The following is a 16,340-nucleotide window of genomic DNA, read 5'->3' on the forward strand; positions in this document are numbered from 1 at the left end:
AATTTCCCGGTGGCCCAGCCCGCGCGTTTCAACAGAATCTAAAACGAGGATTGCACGATGGATTCCGGCTCAATTGAAGGACTCATGATCAAACGTTTCGCGAAGATTACACCGGACATGCCCGTGGTCGAGGCGTCCAGCTACCTGATCAAACACGAGCTACTGGGCAGCCCGGTGACTGACGACACGGGCACCCTGCTGGGCTGGATCAGCGAGCACGAATGCCTGCAGGCGGCCCTGCAGGTGATGTACTACAACCAGCGGGTGGCCACGGTGAAGGACCTGATGCGCACGGATGTGCTCACGGTTGCAGTGACCGACGACGTGCTCACCCTGGCCCGCCAGATGCTGGACGCCAAGCCCAAGATCTACCCGGTGGTGGATGCGCAGGGGAAGGTCCTCGGCGTGGTCAGTCGCCGCCAGATGTTGAGAATGCTCGATGACAGGTTGCAGGAGCTGAGCAAGAAGGCGTGAGGTTAGTCGCGCGGGGGGACAGTACCCGGAAGTAAAAAGGAGAGGAGGGGGCACCGGCAACCGGTGCCCCCCGGGTTGGATCACGCCTCGGTTGCCTCTTCCTGGCGCTTCATCATCATCTTCATGATGTCGCCGGAGGTGACGCGACGCTTGGCTTCGCCCTCGGCCAGCGGCGCGTTGCCGCCGGTGGAGATCGGCGTGGTGTCCACGCCCGTTGCCTTGGCCTTCTCACGCAGGGTGCCCACGCTCAGGTCTTCGCGCTTGTACGTCTTGAACAGGTCGTGACGCAGCCAGCGGCAGGCGTTGCCGTGGGTGATCTTGTCGATCTGCTCGTCGGTGAGGCAGTCCAGGGTCTTGTACAGGTGCTCGGGAACGTCGGGCCACAGCGCGTCGGAGTGCGGGTAGTCGGTCTCGAAGGCGACCATGTCCTCGCCCACGTGCTTGAGGCTCTGCAGGCCGAAGGCGTCGTCGACGAAGCAGGTCATGAAGTGGCGCTTGAACACGTCGCTGGGCTTCAGGCCGCCGTAGCCGGAGTTGGTCCAGGCCTTGTGCCGCGAGTGGGCGTAGTCCGCGCGCTCCATGAAGTAGGGCACCCAGCCGATACCGCTCTCGGAGAGGAAAATCCGCAGCTCCGGGTATTTCAGCAGCGCTTCCAGTTGCAGCCAGTCGGAGGCGCCGACGGCGATGGACATGGGCATGGTGGTGATCCAGGCCTCGATCGGCGTGTCCATGGAGGCGATCGGCGTCGGGTTGCCGGAGCCGATGTGCAGGCAGGTGGTGACGTCGTTGTCCACCAGCGCCTTCCACATGGGTTCCCAGTAGTCGCTGTGCACGCTGGGCAGGTCGATCTTGGTGGGGTTCTCGGTCAGGGAGACCGCGTGGCAACCGAGGTCCGCGACGCGCTTGATCTCGGCGACGGTGGCGTCCATGTCCCAGGTGGGCAGGATTGCCAGCGGGATGAAGCGGCTGGGGTCTGTGGCGCACCACTCGTGGATGTGCCAGTCGTTGTAGGCGCGCAGGTGGGTTAGCGCCATGTCCTTGTCCGGCGCGCAGTGGAAACAGGCGCTGCCGTCGAAGCCGCCGATGCTGCCGAAGTTCATGGAGGCGGCGACGCCGCTCACGTTCATGTCGTCGAGGCGGGCCTTCGGGTCCCAGCAGCCCCTGCGCATCTGCGCCAGGGATTGCGGCTCCATGCCGTATTCCTCGGGTACCCGGCCGACCACGGCGTTGAGACCGGCGCTGGCCATGGTCTTGCCCTGGTAGGTCCAGTGGTTGGTGTTGGCTTCGGTGGTGTGGAACTGTGGCGCGCTGGCCAGGGCGTCCCCGGTCAGGTGGCCCTTGAACAGGTCCGGGGGTTCCACGATGTGGTCGTCTACGCTGACGATCACCATATCGTTCATCTGCATGCCGTTACTCCTCGCTGAGTGATTTTTGTTGTCCGGTCGGCCTGGGTGTCGCGCGTGGCATTGGAGGCGGTATCACCCGGTCGAGTGGGCAAGTCTACGGGGGAGTGGGTTGGCAGTCTGGCGCACAAAGGTCATAATTTGTTCCTCAGCGGCCAAAACTGCTTCCATATGCAAAACCTTGTCTCCCTGGATCAATCCGGACTCGACCTCGTCGGCGGCTCCCACCTCAGCACCGGGCTGGAGCTGGACACCGGTTGGCACGTCCACGACATGCACCAGCTGCAGTATGCCTTCGAAGGCAGTATCGAGGTGGAGGACGCGGAGGGCCGACACCTCGTGCCGCACCAGTTCGGGGTGTGGATTCCCAGGGGCATTGAGCACCGCACCTGGCTCAAGGGCGGCGGCTCCGGCTCGCTGTTCCTGCGCGAGGGCCTGCCCGGAACCGACAGCGAGACCGACTCGGACCGCATTCGCATCATCCGCGTGCCGCCGCTGATGCGCGAGATGATCCTGGAATCCATGCGCTGGCCGATTCTCGAGGGCTACACGGATGCCGCCGGTACGTCCTTCTTCATCACCTTCGCCCTGCTGTGCAAGGACTGGCTGGCAGAGCGTGCGGAGCTGGTGCTGCCGGTGTGCGACGACCCGCGCATCACGCGCATCATGGCCTATACGGTGGAACACCTGTCCAGTGTGACGCTGGAGGACGTGTGCCAGGCCGTGGGCATGTCATCGCGCACCCTGCGCCGCAAGTTCAGCGCCAAAATGGGCATGACCTGGGAGGAGTACCGCCTGCGCTGCCGCCTGTTCAGGGCCGTCGAACTGCTGGAAGACACCTCCGTGCCGATCCTCGAGATTGCCATGCTGGTCGGCTACAAGAGCCAGTCGGCCTTCACCAAGGCGTTCAAGGCGCTGATGCGCGAGACGCCCTCGAACTACCGCAACCACGTGCTGGCGGGCTGAGGCTCTCGCACCTGCTGCGCGCGATGCGAGTCGCTCGCGACGGGCTATAAAAAACCCGGCCTGGGCCGGGTTTTTATCGATCCGCGACAGGCTTAGCTGCGCAGTTTGCGCGACCCCGCCCAGCCGATCAGGGAGGCCAATGCGGCCAGGCCCCACAGGGGCAGCGCCGGTACCGGTTCCGCCGGGCCTGCGGCAGCGGCCGGGGCATCCTCGTAGATGATGTTGTCGACAATCTCGATCAGGTCGATGGGATTGAACCCCGGGTCGGCGTAGACGAAGACCGCGCGGTCGAACAATTCGCCGGAATAGCTGATGGTCTGGTTCATCAGGTCGTCCCGGTTCAAAACAACGGAAACCTGGTCGACCGGGCTGCCGCCCAGGGTCAGGGTGAGCAGTGCCACATCCCCGGCGTCTGAACAACAGGCGTCGTCGTTGCCGAAATCGATGGAGAGAAAGTCCGTCGGCGAGGCAAAGTCGATTTGCAAAGCACTTGGGTCATCGTCGTCAACGAGGAGGGCCTGGCCATCGCTCTGGACCCCGTAATCGTCGATGAACAGGTCGCTGCCACTGGTATCAGTGAAGGTCACGTCCGGGGCATCGACACTACTCGAGCCGTTGGCAATGCTGCCGATGGCATCGGACTCGAAATCGATGGTGACCTGTGCGGCCATCGCCTGGCTGGAAATAGCTGCGAAAAGAACGCCTGCAAAAAGACGGTTCATATGGTTTCCCCTGGTTCCCCTGATGAGAATAAGTTATTGAAAAGACGCGTGTAATTTACGCGAAGACGGGATTGCTGTCCACGCTGCTGGCGGCGGTAGTGTCGTGGGGAAATGCGGCGCAAAAACACTCGGGCAGGCCGGGACGGCCAGGCGAGGGAGCGACACCTTGGCCGCGGCTCCCGCATTCCCGTCGCCTCCCCGAAGCCAGTCCCCGCCTGCACAGGCATGGCCTTGCGACTCGCGGCGAGCGTCGCCGGCGCGTGAGGAGTATCCGATAGGGCTATCGCCCTGAAATAGACCCCTTAACCGTGACTTCCTATACTCGGGTGCTGCCGTGGTGGCTGACTGCGGACAGAGCAATGCCCGACGCCACCGAAATTTCCGCGAAATGAACGGACCTCATTTTGGCCAGCGTCAAGTTTTCCTCCGCAGCCCTCGCCGCCGCCATGGCGCCCTGGCGTACCAAGACACGTATCGCCCAGGAGATGCAGGAGCTGTTCCCGCACAAGTACCGCAATGCGGAGACACCGTACCGCGCCTTGCGCCGGGCGGAGACCGGCAACTTCGTGGACCTGGATACGGCGAAGTGTATCGCCCGGGCGCTGGGGGCGGAGCTGGTGACCCTGTTGGATGCGTCGGAGCCGCTGCCGCGTGAGCTTGCAGTGGAGGAGGGTGGCGCCAACGCGTCGCCGGCTAGGGAAAGAATTACGGCTACGACTGACGGCGACAGCGACGCAGCCGGACCACCGGATACGGCGACACCGCCCGCGGCGTCGGCGTCACGTTCTTCCCTGCGCCGCCGCGCCGCGCTGGCGGTGGCCGCAGCAGTCGTGGCCATCGCGGGCGGCGCGTATCTTGGCATTCCGCAGTCCGCGCCCCCCGTTCCCGACGCACTGGAGCCGCCCGCGGCCGGCGCGGCGCCGGTGCAGCAGGCCGCACCGCGGCGCGTGGTGCTGGTGGTTGGCACAGAGCTGCGCGCGGCCGACGCGGAGTTCGCCGCCCGCCTGCAGCGTGCGCTGCCCGCCTGGATCGACGTCAGCGCCGAACTGGAAACCTACGATGGCGAGTTCCTCGCCGACGTGGTGCTGAAATACGATGCGGACGCGGTGGTGCGCCTGGCCTCCGGCGCGCGCGGCCGTTACCTGGAGGTCTCGCTGATCGTCGCCAGCCGGCAGTCGGTCAACCGGGTGTGGACCGAGGCGATCGTCACCAGCGGCATGCCCGGTGCCGCGCAGCCCCTCGCCGGACGCTTTGCCCGCCGCCTCGAGGGGTTCCTCACCGGCCAGCCCACGGATGCAGGGGCGGGCTACGGCAGCGCGCATTTCACCGCCGTCGATGCCTACGTGAAAGCGCGCGCGATACTCGACGACGTGCAGAGCAGCTCGATGTCCAGCCTGCTCGCGGCCAGCGGCCTGCTGCAGTCCGCGGTGCAGCGCGACCCGGATTTCGCCCTGGCGCGCGCCGCCAACTGCATGACCCTGGCCTACCTGTACTGGGTGGACGATGCGCGCAGTTACATCGACGAGGCTTCCGCCGCCTGTGCCCTAGCGCAGGCAGCGTTGCCGGCGCACCCGTTCGTGGTGGCGGCACAGGCCACGGTGACTTCGCGCGATGGTCACCATGTGCAGGCGCGCAAGCTGCTCGCCCCGGCGCTGGCCGCCAGTCCCGGCTCGCTGGACCTGCACCTGGCCGCCGCCGAAGTGGAGTACGCGTCCTACCAGCGCGAGGGCAACCCCCACAACCTGGACCTGGCCATGGACCAGCTGCGCAAGGCTATCGCGCTGGAGCCGGACAACTGGATCGCGCATTTCTGGCTCGGGACACTCGGCTTCTACAGCGGCGACATCGTGCTGGCGATGAGCGAACTCAAGCGCGCCGTGGCACTGCACCCCAGCGAGGTGGCGCTTGCCAACCTGGGTACCTTCGCCATGTGCCAGGGCGACCTGGCGACCGCGCGCTCGGCCTACCAGACGCTGGAGGAAGTTCACCCGGCCAGCCATACGGCGCCGGAGATGCTGGGCCGGCTGCATCACTTCGAGGGCGACTTTGCCGGGGAGATCGCACTCATCGACAAGTCCCTGAAGATGCTGAGTCCCGAGCACCAGCCGCAAATCCACCAGGTATTCGCCTCCCTGGGGGACGCCTATCGCCTGTCGGGCGACGAGGCGTCCGCGCGTGCCCACTACGAGACCGCGCTGGACATCCTGCGCCGGGACGAGGCGGAGCAGATCATGAACGTCGTCGACCACGCTGCGCGCGCGGTGTACCTCGCACGCCTGGCGGAGCTCGGCGGCGACGGCGTGGAGACGGTGCGCGAGAAGGTCGAGGCGGAGCTGGCGCTGGCCAGTCCCGAGAGCCTGGGGGTTGTCGGGCACTCCTGGTACGCACAGGCCGCAACCCTGCTGCGCCAGTACGAAACCGCGCAGTGGCACTGGCAGCGCGCGATCGACCGCTGCCCGGTGTACCTGCACCACCCGGACCGGCAGCGCTTCGTGGCCATGCTGGAACAGCTGCCGCCGGGCCAACAGGTGCTTTCCGGCGGCGCCGCGCCCTGATTCTTTTCCCAGCGCCTTCCTGTTGTCCCGTCTGAGGGGCGCACGCAAAAAAAACGCCGGCACGAGGCCGGCGTTTTCGGGGTGGGTAGTTGGGCGCGTTGTCAGGGCGCCACCACCTCGACGTCGATGGTCACCGCCGAGGTGTCCGGCAGGTCCGAACTGGTCAGGCGCATCGGTACCGCGATGATGCTGCCCTCGGCCAGGCTGCCGCTCACCAGCGCGTCCACGGTGACCACCACCGACTGACCCGCCGCCAGCGTGCCCAGCGACCAGAAAGCCTCCTCGCCGGTGTTACAGGTGGAACTGCTGCAGGCGAAGGTCAGGTTGGGATCTACGTCGTTGGCGTCGTCGAAGGACAGTCCCACCGGTACCCGGAATTGCAGCCAGACATCGTCCGCCTGTATCGCCGAGGTGTTGCTGACGGTGAAGGTGTACAACACCCGTCCGCCCGGGACGACCTGGCCGGGGCTGGCCGACATGGCCAGGCCCAGGGGAATGGCGGCGTCCTGCACGGTGGCGGTGTGCTGTGCGCGCGTGACCGGTTCGCCGAAGCCGTCCCGGGTCAGGCTGGCGCTGGTCAGCAACGCCTGCCCACCCACGGTGCCGGGCGCCACGCGCAGGTTCGCGGTGCGTGAGCGGGTCGCACCCTCGAGCAGGTCGCCCATATCCCACACCACGTCGTCGCCGACCAGTGCACCGCCGTCGCTGGCGCCAATGAAATCGGCCGCCGGCGGCAGCGCCAGGCGCAGTTCGGCGTTGTCCGCGGTCTGGGCCGAGACATTGCCGAGGTCGATGACCACGCTGTAGAACTCGCCCGGGGCGAGCGGGTCGCGCTGTGCGCTGGCGCTCATCTGGATACCCGGCGCGGCGGCCACCAGCGCGGTCTTGGTCAGCAAGGTGGTGTCGTCCAGGTCCGAACTGGTCAGGCGCAGCGGCACCGGGATCAGTTCGCCGCCGTCCAGGGCGCTCGAGACCAGGGCGTCGACCGACAGGGTGCGCGACTCGCCCGCCGCCAGCGTGCCCAGGTCCCAGCGTGCCTCTTCGGCGGTATTGCAGGTGGAACTGGAGCAGGCGTAGGACAGGTTCGGCTCCACGTTGATGCCATCGTCGAAACTCAGGCCCACGGGAACGCGCAGTTGCACCACGATGTCGTCGGCCTGTACCGGCGAGGTATTGCCAACAGTCAGCTCGTAGCGCACACGGCCGCCGGGCAGTACCGGGTCGGCGCTGGCGGCGAGGGCGAACACCAGCGGTGAGGCCTGCGCCTGTACCGTGGTCACGTGCTCGGCCAGCGTTACCGGGGTACCGAAGCCGCTGCGGGTGAGGCGGGCCCGCGCCAGCAGCGGCTGGCCGGGGGTGGCGTCGCCGTCCACGGACAGGGTCAGCGTACGCAGCAGGCCGGTATCCTCGAGCACATCGCCGAGGTTCCAGCTCACCATGTCGGCGCCGACGCTCGCCCCGGGACTTGCCGTGACGACCGCCACGCCGGCGGGCAGGTCTACCTCCAGCACGGCGTCCTGGAGGCTGCTGTTGCCGGCGTTGCCCAGGTTCACGCTCAGGGTGTACTGGTCGCCCGGCACCACCGGGTCGTGGTCCGCGGTGACGTTCAGCTGCGCGCCGGTACTGGCGTAGACATGCAGGCTGGGGGAGATCGCCGTGGTGTCGTCCAGGTCCGAAGTGGTCAGGCGCAGCGGCATGGGGATTAGCTCGCCGCCGGTCAGAGCGGAGGACACCAGGGCGTCGATGGAGAAGCTGCGCGTCTCGCCGGCCGCCAGGGTCCCCAGGTCCCAGCGAGCCTCCTCGGTGGGATTACAGGTGGAACTGCTGCATGCGTAGCTCAGGTTGGGTTCGACGTTCACGCCGTCATCGAAGCTCAGCCCCGCGGGAACCCGCAGCTGCAGGACGATATCGTCAGCCTGCACCGGCGAGGTGTTGGCGACGGTCACCTCGTAGCGCAGCCGGCCCGCAGGCAGCACGGGGTCCGGGGTAGCGGCTATGGCCAGGGCGAGCGGTGAGGCGCTCGCCTGTACCGTGGCCACGTGTTCCGCGAGCCTCTCCGGCGCGTTCAGCCGGTTGTCGCGCAATGATGCGCGCGCCAGCAGCGGGGTACCCGGCGCGGTATCGAAGGGCACGGATATGGTGATCTCGCGGGCGACGCCGGCGCCCTCGATCACATCGCCCAGGTCCCAGCTCACGCTGTCGGCGGTGATAATCGCGCCGCCGCTGGCTTCCTCCACGCTGACGCCGTCGGGCAGTTCCACCAGCAACTGCGCCAGCTCGACGCTGGAGTTGCCGGCGTTGCCGACGTCCACGCGCAGGGTATAGCTGTCACCGGGTATCACCGGGTCGCGGTCTGCGCTGATCGCCAGGTGAGTGCCGCTATCGGCATGCACGCGCTGGGTCTCGTAGACAGCGGTGGTGTCGGCGAGGTCCGAACTGACCAGGCGCACGGGCAGCGGGATCAGTTCACCGCCGTCCAGGCCTGAAGACACCAGTGCATCGATGGTGAAAGTGCGGGTTTCACCGGGCACCAGGGTTCCCAGGTCCCACTGGGCTTCCTCGGCGGTGTTGCAGGTGGAGCTGGAGCAGGCGTAGGTCAAGTCCGGCTGTACGTTGGTGCCGTCGTCGAAACTCAGTCCCACCGGTACCCGTACCTGCAGGGCGATGTCATCGGCCTGCACCAGTGCGGTGTTGGCCACGGTCAGCTCGTAGCGCACGCGGCCGCCCGGCCGTAGCGGGTCGGCGGTGGTCGCTATGGCCAGGGCCAGCGGCGACGCCTGGGCTTGCAGCGTCGCAGCGTGCTGCGCGCTGCTGACGGTGGTCGTGTTGCCGCCCACTGTTTGCTGCAGCTTCGCCTGGGCCAGCAGGATGCTGCCCGGAGCCAGTGTACCCTGGGCCTGGGCGGTGAGCGTGCGCCGTTGGCCGGCGCCCTCGACCAGGTCGCCCAATGGCCAGCTGACCTGGTTGCCGCTGATCACACCGCTGTCGCTGGCGGTGAGCACTGCAAGCCCTGCCGGCAGGACGGCCAGCAGCTCGGCGTTGGAGATGCTCTGGTTGGCGCCGTTGCTCGCCTGCACCTCGAGGGTGACTGTCTCACCGGGCAAGATCGGATCCTTGTCAAAGCTGATCGCCGCGCGCGGTCCCGAATCGGCGACGATGCCGATGGAGCGGTTGCGCGAGAGCGCCTCTCCCGGGTCGTCCGTGGCCAGGGCGATGTCCAGGTCCACGCTGTCGCCGGCGACCAGGCCGCCGGAGAGCAGCGCATCCACGGCGATGGTGACGGACTCGCCCGGTGCCAGGTCGCCGAGATTCCACAGTACGGTCTCGCCCGGGTTACAGGTGGAACTGGAGCAGAAGTTCTGGGGGTTGGGCGCGACATTCACGCCATCGTCGAAAGTCATGCCGGTGGGCACCAGGTAGCTCACCGTGACCGCGTTTACCACCTGGTCGGTGCCATTGCCCACTGTGATCTGGTGCAGCAGGCGGTCGCCGGCCCCGGCGATCTCGGGGCTGGCGATGACCATGTCGAGTTGTCCCGGGGTGGGTGTGCCGTCGAGCACGAACAGCGCGCCGAAACGGGCGTCGCGGTCCTGGGAGGCCAGCGCCCTGCCGATCTCAATTTCGCAGACCTCGGTGGTGAAATCGTCACAGATGCCGGTCCAGCCATCGAAACGGTAGCCGGGTTCGGCCACCGCGGTGAACACGTCGGAGAAGCCCGACGGGTCCACTTCGATGATGCATTGCGGGCCGCCGCAGTCGTTCTCGCCGCTCTGGGACACGATGTCCCCGCCCTCGTCTACCGAGACCACCAGCCGGCAGGCTGGTAGCGCCAACAGCATCAGCAGTACGCCGAGCCGCTTGATGATTATCGTTTCCATAGTCCGTCTCTCTCCGTGTTTGCCGTTGGTGGCCGAGCTGTCGCAGCACGTGAATCGCGCTGTCCCGGACTACAGCGCAGGGCAGGGCAAGCATCAATAAGACATCTCTGACACCGGCTCCGGACACCGGATAGGACAGGAAAAGACGTTTGAAATCAGTTGGATGGGTGATCTGTCACAGGGTGTCCGCAGTTCCGCTGACACCTCTTTGCCGCCCCGCAAGGCATCCGGTGCGCGGCCCGCGCGGGAACGCCGGCGCGCGCGGCTCCTTTGTGCCTAAATCAATTCGTCACTTCGCCGATAGGACTCCTGTGTAATTGCGGGTGACCCTGGCGGTATTGCTATGAGCCGCCCGCCGATAACTGTGCCCGAGGGGAGCGAGTGAGGATGGACAGACTACTTCAGATGATGCGCAGGATTCGCATCCAGACGCGATTGTGGATATTGCTGGGCGTGGTGTTGGTGGCCCTGCCGCTGCTGACGATCTCCATGCTGGCCCAGTTCTACTTCTCCATGAAGTCGATGAAGGTCAACAACACGCAGTTCATGGTCGAGACGGCCTACTCGCTGGTCGAGCACTACCACCGCCTGCAGACCGACGGCGAACTCAGCGAGGAACAGGCGCAGGCGCAGGCCATGGCGGCGGTTGCCGGGCTGCGCTACGGCGAGGACAACTACTACTGGATCCAGAACCGCGAGCCGCGCATGCTGATGCACCCGTTCTCGGCGAAGCTGGTGGGTACAAACCTCGCCTCCTTCACCGATCCCACGGGCAAGCACCTGTTCCGCGAGGCGGCGGATGTCGTGGCGCGCCACGGTGAGGGCACGGTGTTCTACATGTGGCCGCTGCCCGGTGAGGAGAAGCCCACCGAGAAGGTTTCCTACGTCAAGGAATTCGCGCCCTGGGGATGGATCATCGGTTCCGGCGTGTACATGGTCGACGTCAACCAGGCATTTCGCAGCGCGATCATCCTGCCCCTGTTAATCAGCGTGTTCGTGGTTGCGCTGGTCTGCGTACTGACGGTCCTGCTCGGGCGCTCGATCGTCCGTCCCCTGGTCAAAACCAGCGAGGCGATGGACGATATCGCCACCGGCGAGGGCGATCTCACCCTGCGCCTCGAAGTGGACGACGACTGTCACGACGAACTGGCGACCATGTCCCACAGCTTCAACCTGTTCGTCGCCAAGATCGAGGACATTATCATCCGCGTCACCGGGGCCACCGCACAACTGACCGCGGCGGTTGCGGAACTGCGCCACAACGCGGAGGAGAACGCCGCGGCGGTGAACGAGCAGACCCAGGAGTCGCACACCATCGCCTCGGCGGTGACCCAGATGTCCTACGCCGCGGCGGAAATCGCGCGCAACTCCGAGGGCGCCGCGGCCTCCGCATCGCAGGCCAACGGCGAGGCCGACCACGGCAAGGAAGTCGTGTCCGCGGCGATGGACTCCATCAACACGCTGGCGCGGGAAATCCGCAGCACGGCGGAAGTCATCAACCAACTGAACGCCAGCAGCGAGTCGATCTCCTCGGTGCTCGACGTCATCCGCGAGGTCGCCGAACAGACCAACCTGCTGGCGCTGAACGCCACCATCGAGGCGGCGCGGGCCGGGGAGCACGGCCGCGGTTTCGTCGTGGTCGCCGATGAAGTGCGCACCCTGGCGGCGGAAACCCGCGCGGCGACGGAGGAAATCCGCCTGAAGATCGAGGCGCTGCAGGGCAGCAGCGCCCAGGTGGTCAAGGCGATGAGCGCCGGTGAAGTCGCGGTGGAGGATTCGGTGTCGCGCTCGTCCCAGGCCAGCATGTCGCTGGAACAGATTGTCGGCGCGATCAACTCGATCACCGAGATGAACGTGCAGATTGCCAGCGCCGCGGAGGAGCAGTCCGCGGTGGCGCAGGACATCGACCGCGGTGTGGTGCGCATCAGCGAACTGATCTCGCGCTCGTCCACGGAGATCGAACGCACCTCCGTGTTCACCCGCGACCTCGAGGAACTCAGCCAGTCACTCTCCGGGCTGGTCACCCAGTTCAAGGTGCGCGAGGAGCAACCCGCCTAGTCGGCCGCCAGCATGCCCTGCGGGTTGCGCCGCCTGGCCACCAGCGTGTAGACCACGGGTAGCACGAACAGGGTGAACAGGGTGCCGATGCTCATGCCGGCGGTGATCACCAGGCCGATGTGGTAGCGGCTCACCGCCCCGGGGCCCGAGGCGATCAGCAGCGGCACCACCGCCATGACGATGGCCGCGGTGGTCATCAGGATGGGCCGCAGGCGCACCGAGGCGGCCTCGATGATCGCCTCCTCGAAAGCCACGCCCTGTTCCTGCAGGCGCCGTGCAAAGTCCACCATGAGGATGCCGTGCTTGCTGATCAGCCCGACCAGGGTGATCAGCCCGACCTGGCTGAACAGGCTCAGGGTGGCGAAATCCAGGCACAGGAAAATCAGCGCGCCGCACAGCGACATGGGCACCGTGACCATGACCACCAGCGGGTCGCGCAGGCTCTCGTACTGCGCCACCAGGAACAGGTAGATGGTCAGCAGTGACAGGGCGAAGGCGATCAGCAGGGTATTGCCCGACTGCAGGAAGGCCCGCGACTTGCCCGCGTAGTCGATGCTGTAGCCGGGCGGCAGGGTGCGCGCGGCGGTCTCGTCGAGGAAGTCGATGGCCTCCTGCATGGAAACCCCCGGAAACATCACCAGCGACAGGGTCGCCGCATTCAGGCCGTTGAACTGCTTGCGCGAGGCCGGCTGGCTGGTCAGCCGCGTCTCGACCAGGGCGCTCAGCGGGATCAGTTCGCCGCTGCCCGCGCGCACGTAGTAGCGTTCCAGCCAGCTGCGGTCCAGGCGCTGCCCGGGTACGGCCTGGGGCACCACGTCGTAGCTCTCGCCCTGGTAGCTGAAGCGGTTGATATAGCCCTCGCCCAGCAGCACCGAAAGCGTGGTGGCGATCTGCGCCATGGTCACGCCCAGTTCGCCCGCCTTGTCGCGGTCGATGTCCACCTGCACCCGGGGCTGCGCATATTTCAGGTCGCTGGCGGCGAAGATGAACTTGCCGCTGTCGCGGACCTCGGACAGGAAACGGTCGGTGACCAGGGCCAGGTGGCGGTAGTCGTCGGTGGTCTGGATGGCCATCTGTACCGGCAGCGAGGCGTTGTGGCCGGCGGGTGAGATGTCGATGATGAAGACGTTGGTCTCCATGCCCGTGAGTTTGTTGACCTTCTCCTGCAGTACCGGCACCAGGTCGAGGATGCTCACATCGCGCTGTTCCCAGGGCTTGAACTCGGCCACCGCGACCGAGGCGCCGTTGCCCAACATGCCCTCCAGGCGCAGCGAGCCCTGGTAGCCCGGCAGTTCCCGCATCACCCCTTCGAGCTGCTGCGCGACCTGCGAGTTGTAGTCCTCATTGAGATGGCGCGGGGTGGAGAACGCCATGTGCAGGTAGCCGGTGTCCTCGGAGGGCACCAGCTCCTGCTCCGAGAGCAGGAACAGGGCCGGAATGCTGCAGAACACCGCCAGCGCCACCAGCAGCCACACCGGGCGATAGCGCAGGGTGGAGCGCAATGTTCGTGCGTAGAGTCCGCGCAGGCTGTCGAAGCGCTCGTCCAGCCAGTGGGCGAGACCGCTCTCATGCTGTTTGTCGAGCATGCGCGAGCAGAGCATCGGCGACAGGGTCAGGGCGATGATTCCCGAGATCGCCACGGAACCCGCCAGGGTGAACACGAACTCGGCGATCAGCGCGCCGGAAAGCCCCTGCATGAAACCCACCGGCAGGAACACCGCGACCAGCGTCAGGCTCATGGCGATGACTGGCGTCATCACCTCGCGCGCCCCGGTGATGGCCGCCTGCATCGGCGTCAGCCCGTGCTCGATGTAACGGTGGATGTTCTCCACCACCACGATGGTGTCGTCCACCACCAGCCCGATGGCGATCACCAGGGCCAGCAGGGTGAACAGGTTGAGCGAGTAGTCCAGCATCCACATGATGAGGAAGGTGCCGACCAGGGACAGCGGGATGCTGATCAGCATGATCAGGATGGAGCGCAGGTTGCCGAAGAACAGCAGCGTGATCACCGCGACGATGGCCAGCGCCTCGAACAGGGTGCGCGTGAGTTCGCGCAGGGAACTGGCGACGAACTGCCCGAGATCGAAAAACACCTCGGCGCTGGTGGTGTCCGGCAACTTGTTCTGCAGTTTCGCGGTGGCGGCGCGCACGTTGCGGCTCAGCGACAGCGGGTTGGAGTCCGGGGTCATGGAGACGCCGATCAGCAGGCCCGGGTCGCCGTTCACCCAGCCCTTTTGCCGCTGCGGCTCCGAGGCCAGCTCCACCGTGGCCACGTCGCGCAGGCGCACCAGGGCGTTGTCGGTCTCGCGGATGACGATATCGGCGAAGGCGCTGGCGGAGCTGATGTCGGTCTGCGCGCGCACCGGCTGCACCGCCCAGGTGTCGCGCACCTCGCCGGCCTCGCTGATGAAGTTGTTGGCGCGCACCGCGGCCTCGATGTCGCCGGCGGTCACATCCACCGCGGCCATGCGCACCGGGTCCAGCCACAGGCGCATGGCGAAGGGGCGGGCACCGATCACCTTGAGGCCCGCGGCGCCCTCCACGGTGAGTAGTTCCGGGCGCATCACCCGGTTGAAGAATTCGGTGATCTGCTCCGGGCTCATCACCGGGTCCAGCACCCGCACCCAGACTGTCGGTGTGGCGCCGGACAATTTGCTGACCACCGGCTCCAGCGCGTTGTCCGGCAGTTCACCGCGCACCGAGGCGACCTTGCCGATCAACTCGGTCATGACCTGGTCGGTGTCGTAGCCGCTGGCCACGTAGATGGTGATGGTGGACTGGCCGTCGGCGGTGCTGGATTCGTAGTAATCGATACCCTCGGCGCCGAGGATCGCCCGCTGCAGGGGGCCGGTGATAAAGCCCTGTACCACGTCGGCGGCGGCGCCGGGGTAGGAGGTGCTGATGGTGATCTGCGCGCTCTCCACATCTGGGTAGGGGCGCAGGTCCAGGTAGCTGAAGGCGACGATACCGAACAGCAGGATCAGCGAATTGAGCACCCAGGCCAGCAGTGGCCGGCGGATAAACACTTCGGTGAAATGCATCAGGGCTGCTCCGGCGCCGCGTCGCTGGTCGCGGGCGTATCGTCGCTCGCCAGTGGTTGCCCGGTGCCGTTGTCGTCCGGCGCGGCTTGTGGAGCAGCTTCCGCTTCGGTGGCGTCGTCTGCCGCCGGAGTCCCGATCGCGTCGAGGTTGGCGATCACCACCGGGCTGCCCTCGAGCAGGCGGTTCTGCGTGTCCAGCGCCACCCAGGCGCCGGCGTCGATGCCGGTCAGTGCCAGGCGCCCGTCGCGCAACTCGCCGCTTTGCACCGGGCGGCGGCGCGCTACCCAGCGCGCCTGGCCATCGGCGCCCTTGCCCGCGGCCTCCAGCAGGTAGGCGGTCTCGCCATAAAGCGAGAACGCGACCGCCTCGCGCGGCAGGGTGACCACGTCGCTGGCCTCGTCGAGCACGATGCTGGCCTTGGCGAACATCCCCGGCAGCAGGGCGTGCTCGCGGTTGTCGACCTCCGCGCGCAGCAGCACGTTGCGGGTCGAGGACTGCACGCGCACGTCGACGTAGCGCAGGGTGCCGGTGAACACCTGGTCACCGTGGGTGGGCACGGTGAATTCCACGCGCTGGCCGGGGTGCAGGCGCTCGAGTTCGTTCTCCGGCAGGTTGATGTCCAGGTACAGGGTATCCAGCGCCTGCAGGGTGAGCAGTTCATCGCCCTGGTCCAGGTACTGGCCCTCGTTCAGGTTGTGGATGCCCACGGTGCCGGCGAAGGGTGCGCGAATGGTTTTCTTGTCGATGATGCCCTGGGTCTCCTCGACCAGCGCCTGGGCGTTTTCGAATTCGCTGCGGGTGTTGTCGAACTGCTCTTCCGAGATCAGCGAGCGCTCGAACAGGGCGGAGTCGCGCTGGAAATCGGTGCGCGCTTTTTCCAGGCGCACCCTGGCGCTTTTCAGCGTCGCCCGGTCCACGGTGTCGTCCAGTTCCACCAGCACGTCCCCGGCGGCGACGCTTTCACGCGAGCCCACATGCAGTTTGCGGATCAGGCCGCTGACCTCGCTGCGGATCTCGATGCCCTGGCGCGCGCGCAGGCTACCGATGGCGTCCAGGCGCTGCTGCCAGGTCTCGGCGCGGGCCAGCGTGGCGTTGAGGTAGACCGGCGGCGTGTCGCGGTTGGCGAGGTACTCGCGGATTTTTGCCTGCTTGAACAGCTTGAAGCCGATAACGCCGCCAAACAGCAGCGCGAGGGCCAGCACGGCAATAATGATGCGTTTCAACATGCGCGGATTGTTTC

The 16,340-nt window shown here is 66.5% G+C and carries 9 protein-coding genes; 4 read left to right on the forward strand and 5 right to left on the reverse strand.

The window, feature by feature from the left end:
- Positions 1-84: 84 nt before the first annotated feature.
- Positions 85-474, forward strand: a complete 390-nt coding sequence (locus E4634_RS05930) for a CBS domain-containing protein (RefSeq protein ID WP_206046810.1) — start codon at positions 85-87, stop codon at positions 472-474.
- An 80-nt stretch (positions 475-554) separates the two neighbouring features.
- Here E4634_RS05930 and E4634_RS05935 read toward each other — a convergent pair whose 3' ends face one another.
- On the reverse strand, positions 555-1,880 hold the full coding sequence (locus E4634_RS05935; RefSeq protein ID WP_135441786.1) for an amidohydrolase family protein: 1,326 nt from the start codon (positions 1,878-1,880) through the stop codon (positions 555-557).
- Positions 1,881-2,048: 168 nt separating this feature from the next.
- Here E4634_RS05935 and E4634_RS05940 point away from each other — a divergent pair, with 168 nt between their 5' ends.
- Positions 2,049-2,843 carry a helix-turn-helix transcriptional regulator gene (locus E4634_RS05940; RefSeq protein ID WP_135441788.1) on the forward strand — a complete coding sequence of 265 codons (795 nt, stop codon included), beginning with the start codon at positions 2,049-2,051 and terminating at the stop codon, positions 2,841-2,843.
- A gap of 92 nt (positions 2,844-2,935) precedes the next feature.
- On the opposite strand, the gene E4634_RS05945 is transcribed toward E4634_RS05940, so the two are convergent.
- Positions 2,936-3,565: a hypothetical protein gene (locus E4634_RS05945; RefSeq protein ID WP_135441790.1), complete on the reverse strand. Its 630-nt coding sequence runs from the start codon at positions 3,563-3,565 to the stop codon at positions 2,936-2,938.
- Between the two features lie 404 nt (positions 3,566-3,969).
- On the opposite strand from E4634_RS05945, the gene E4634_RS05950 reads away from it, so the two are divergent.
- Complete coding sequence (locus E4634_RS05950) at positions 3,970-6,120, forward strand: tetratricopeptide repeat protein (protein WP_135441792.1); 2,151 nt, start codon at positions 3,970-3,972, stop codon at positions 6,118-6,120.
- 101 nt (positions 6,121-6,221) lie between these two features.
- Here the strand turns inward: E4634_RS05950 and E4634_RS05955 are convergent, their stop codons facing one another.
- Positions 6,222-9,998 carry a DUF11 domain-containing protein gene (locus E4634_RS05955; protein ID WP_135441794.1) on the reverse strand — a complete coding sequence of 1,259 codons (3,777 nt, stop codon included), beginning with the start codon at positions 9,996-9,998 and terminating at the stop codon, positions 6,222-6,224.
- Positions 9,999-10,385: 387 nt separating this feature from the next.
- Here E4634_RS05955 and E4634_RS05960 point away from each other — a divergent pair, with 387 nt between their 5' ends.
- A complete protein-coding gene (locus E4634_RS05960) occupies positions 10,386-12,056 on the forward strand; it encodes a methyl-accepting chemotaxis protein (protein WP_135441796.1) in 1,671 nt (556 codons plus the stop codon).
- Here E4634_RS05960 and E4634_RS05965 read toward each other — a convergent pair.
- Together E4634_RS05965 and E4634_RS05970 are read right to left on the reverse strand one after the other, a co-directional pair.
- Positions 12,053-15,100, reverse strand: a complete 3,048-nt coding sequence (locus E4634_RS05965) for an efflux RND transporter permease subunit (RefSeq protein ID WP_135441798.1) — start codon at positions 15,098-15,100, stop codon at positions 12,053-12,055. The genes E4634_RS05960 and E4634_RS05965 overlap by 4 nt on opposite strands.
- Positions 15,100-16,326: an efflux RND transporter periplasmic adaptor subunit gene (locus E4634_RS05970; RefSeq protein WP_135441800.1), complete on the reverse strand. Its 1,227-nt coding sequence runs from the start codon at positions 16,324-16,326 to the stop codon at positions 15,100-15,102. Before E4634_RS05970 ends, E4634_RS05965 begins: the two co-directional genes overlap by 1 nt.
- Positions 16,327-16,340: the final 14 nt, after the last annotated feature.

This window comes from Mangrovimicrobium sediminis, from assembly GCF_004745945.1.
Taxonomy (GTDB): Bacteria; Pseudomonadota; Gammaproteobacteria; order Pseudomonadales; family Halieaceae; genus Mangrovimicrobium; species Mangrovimicrobium sediminis.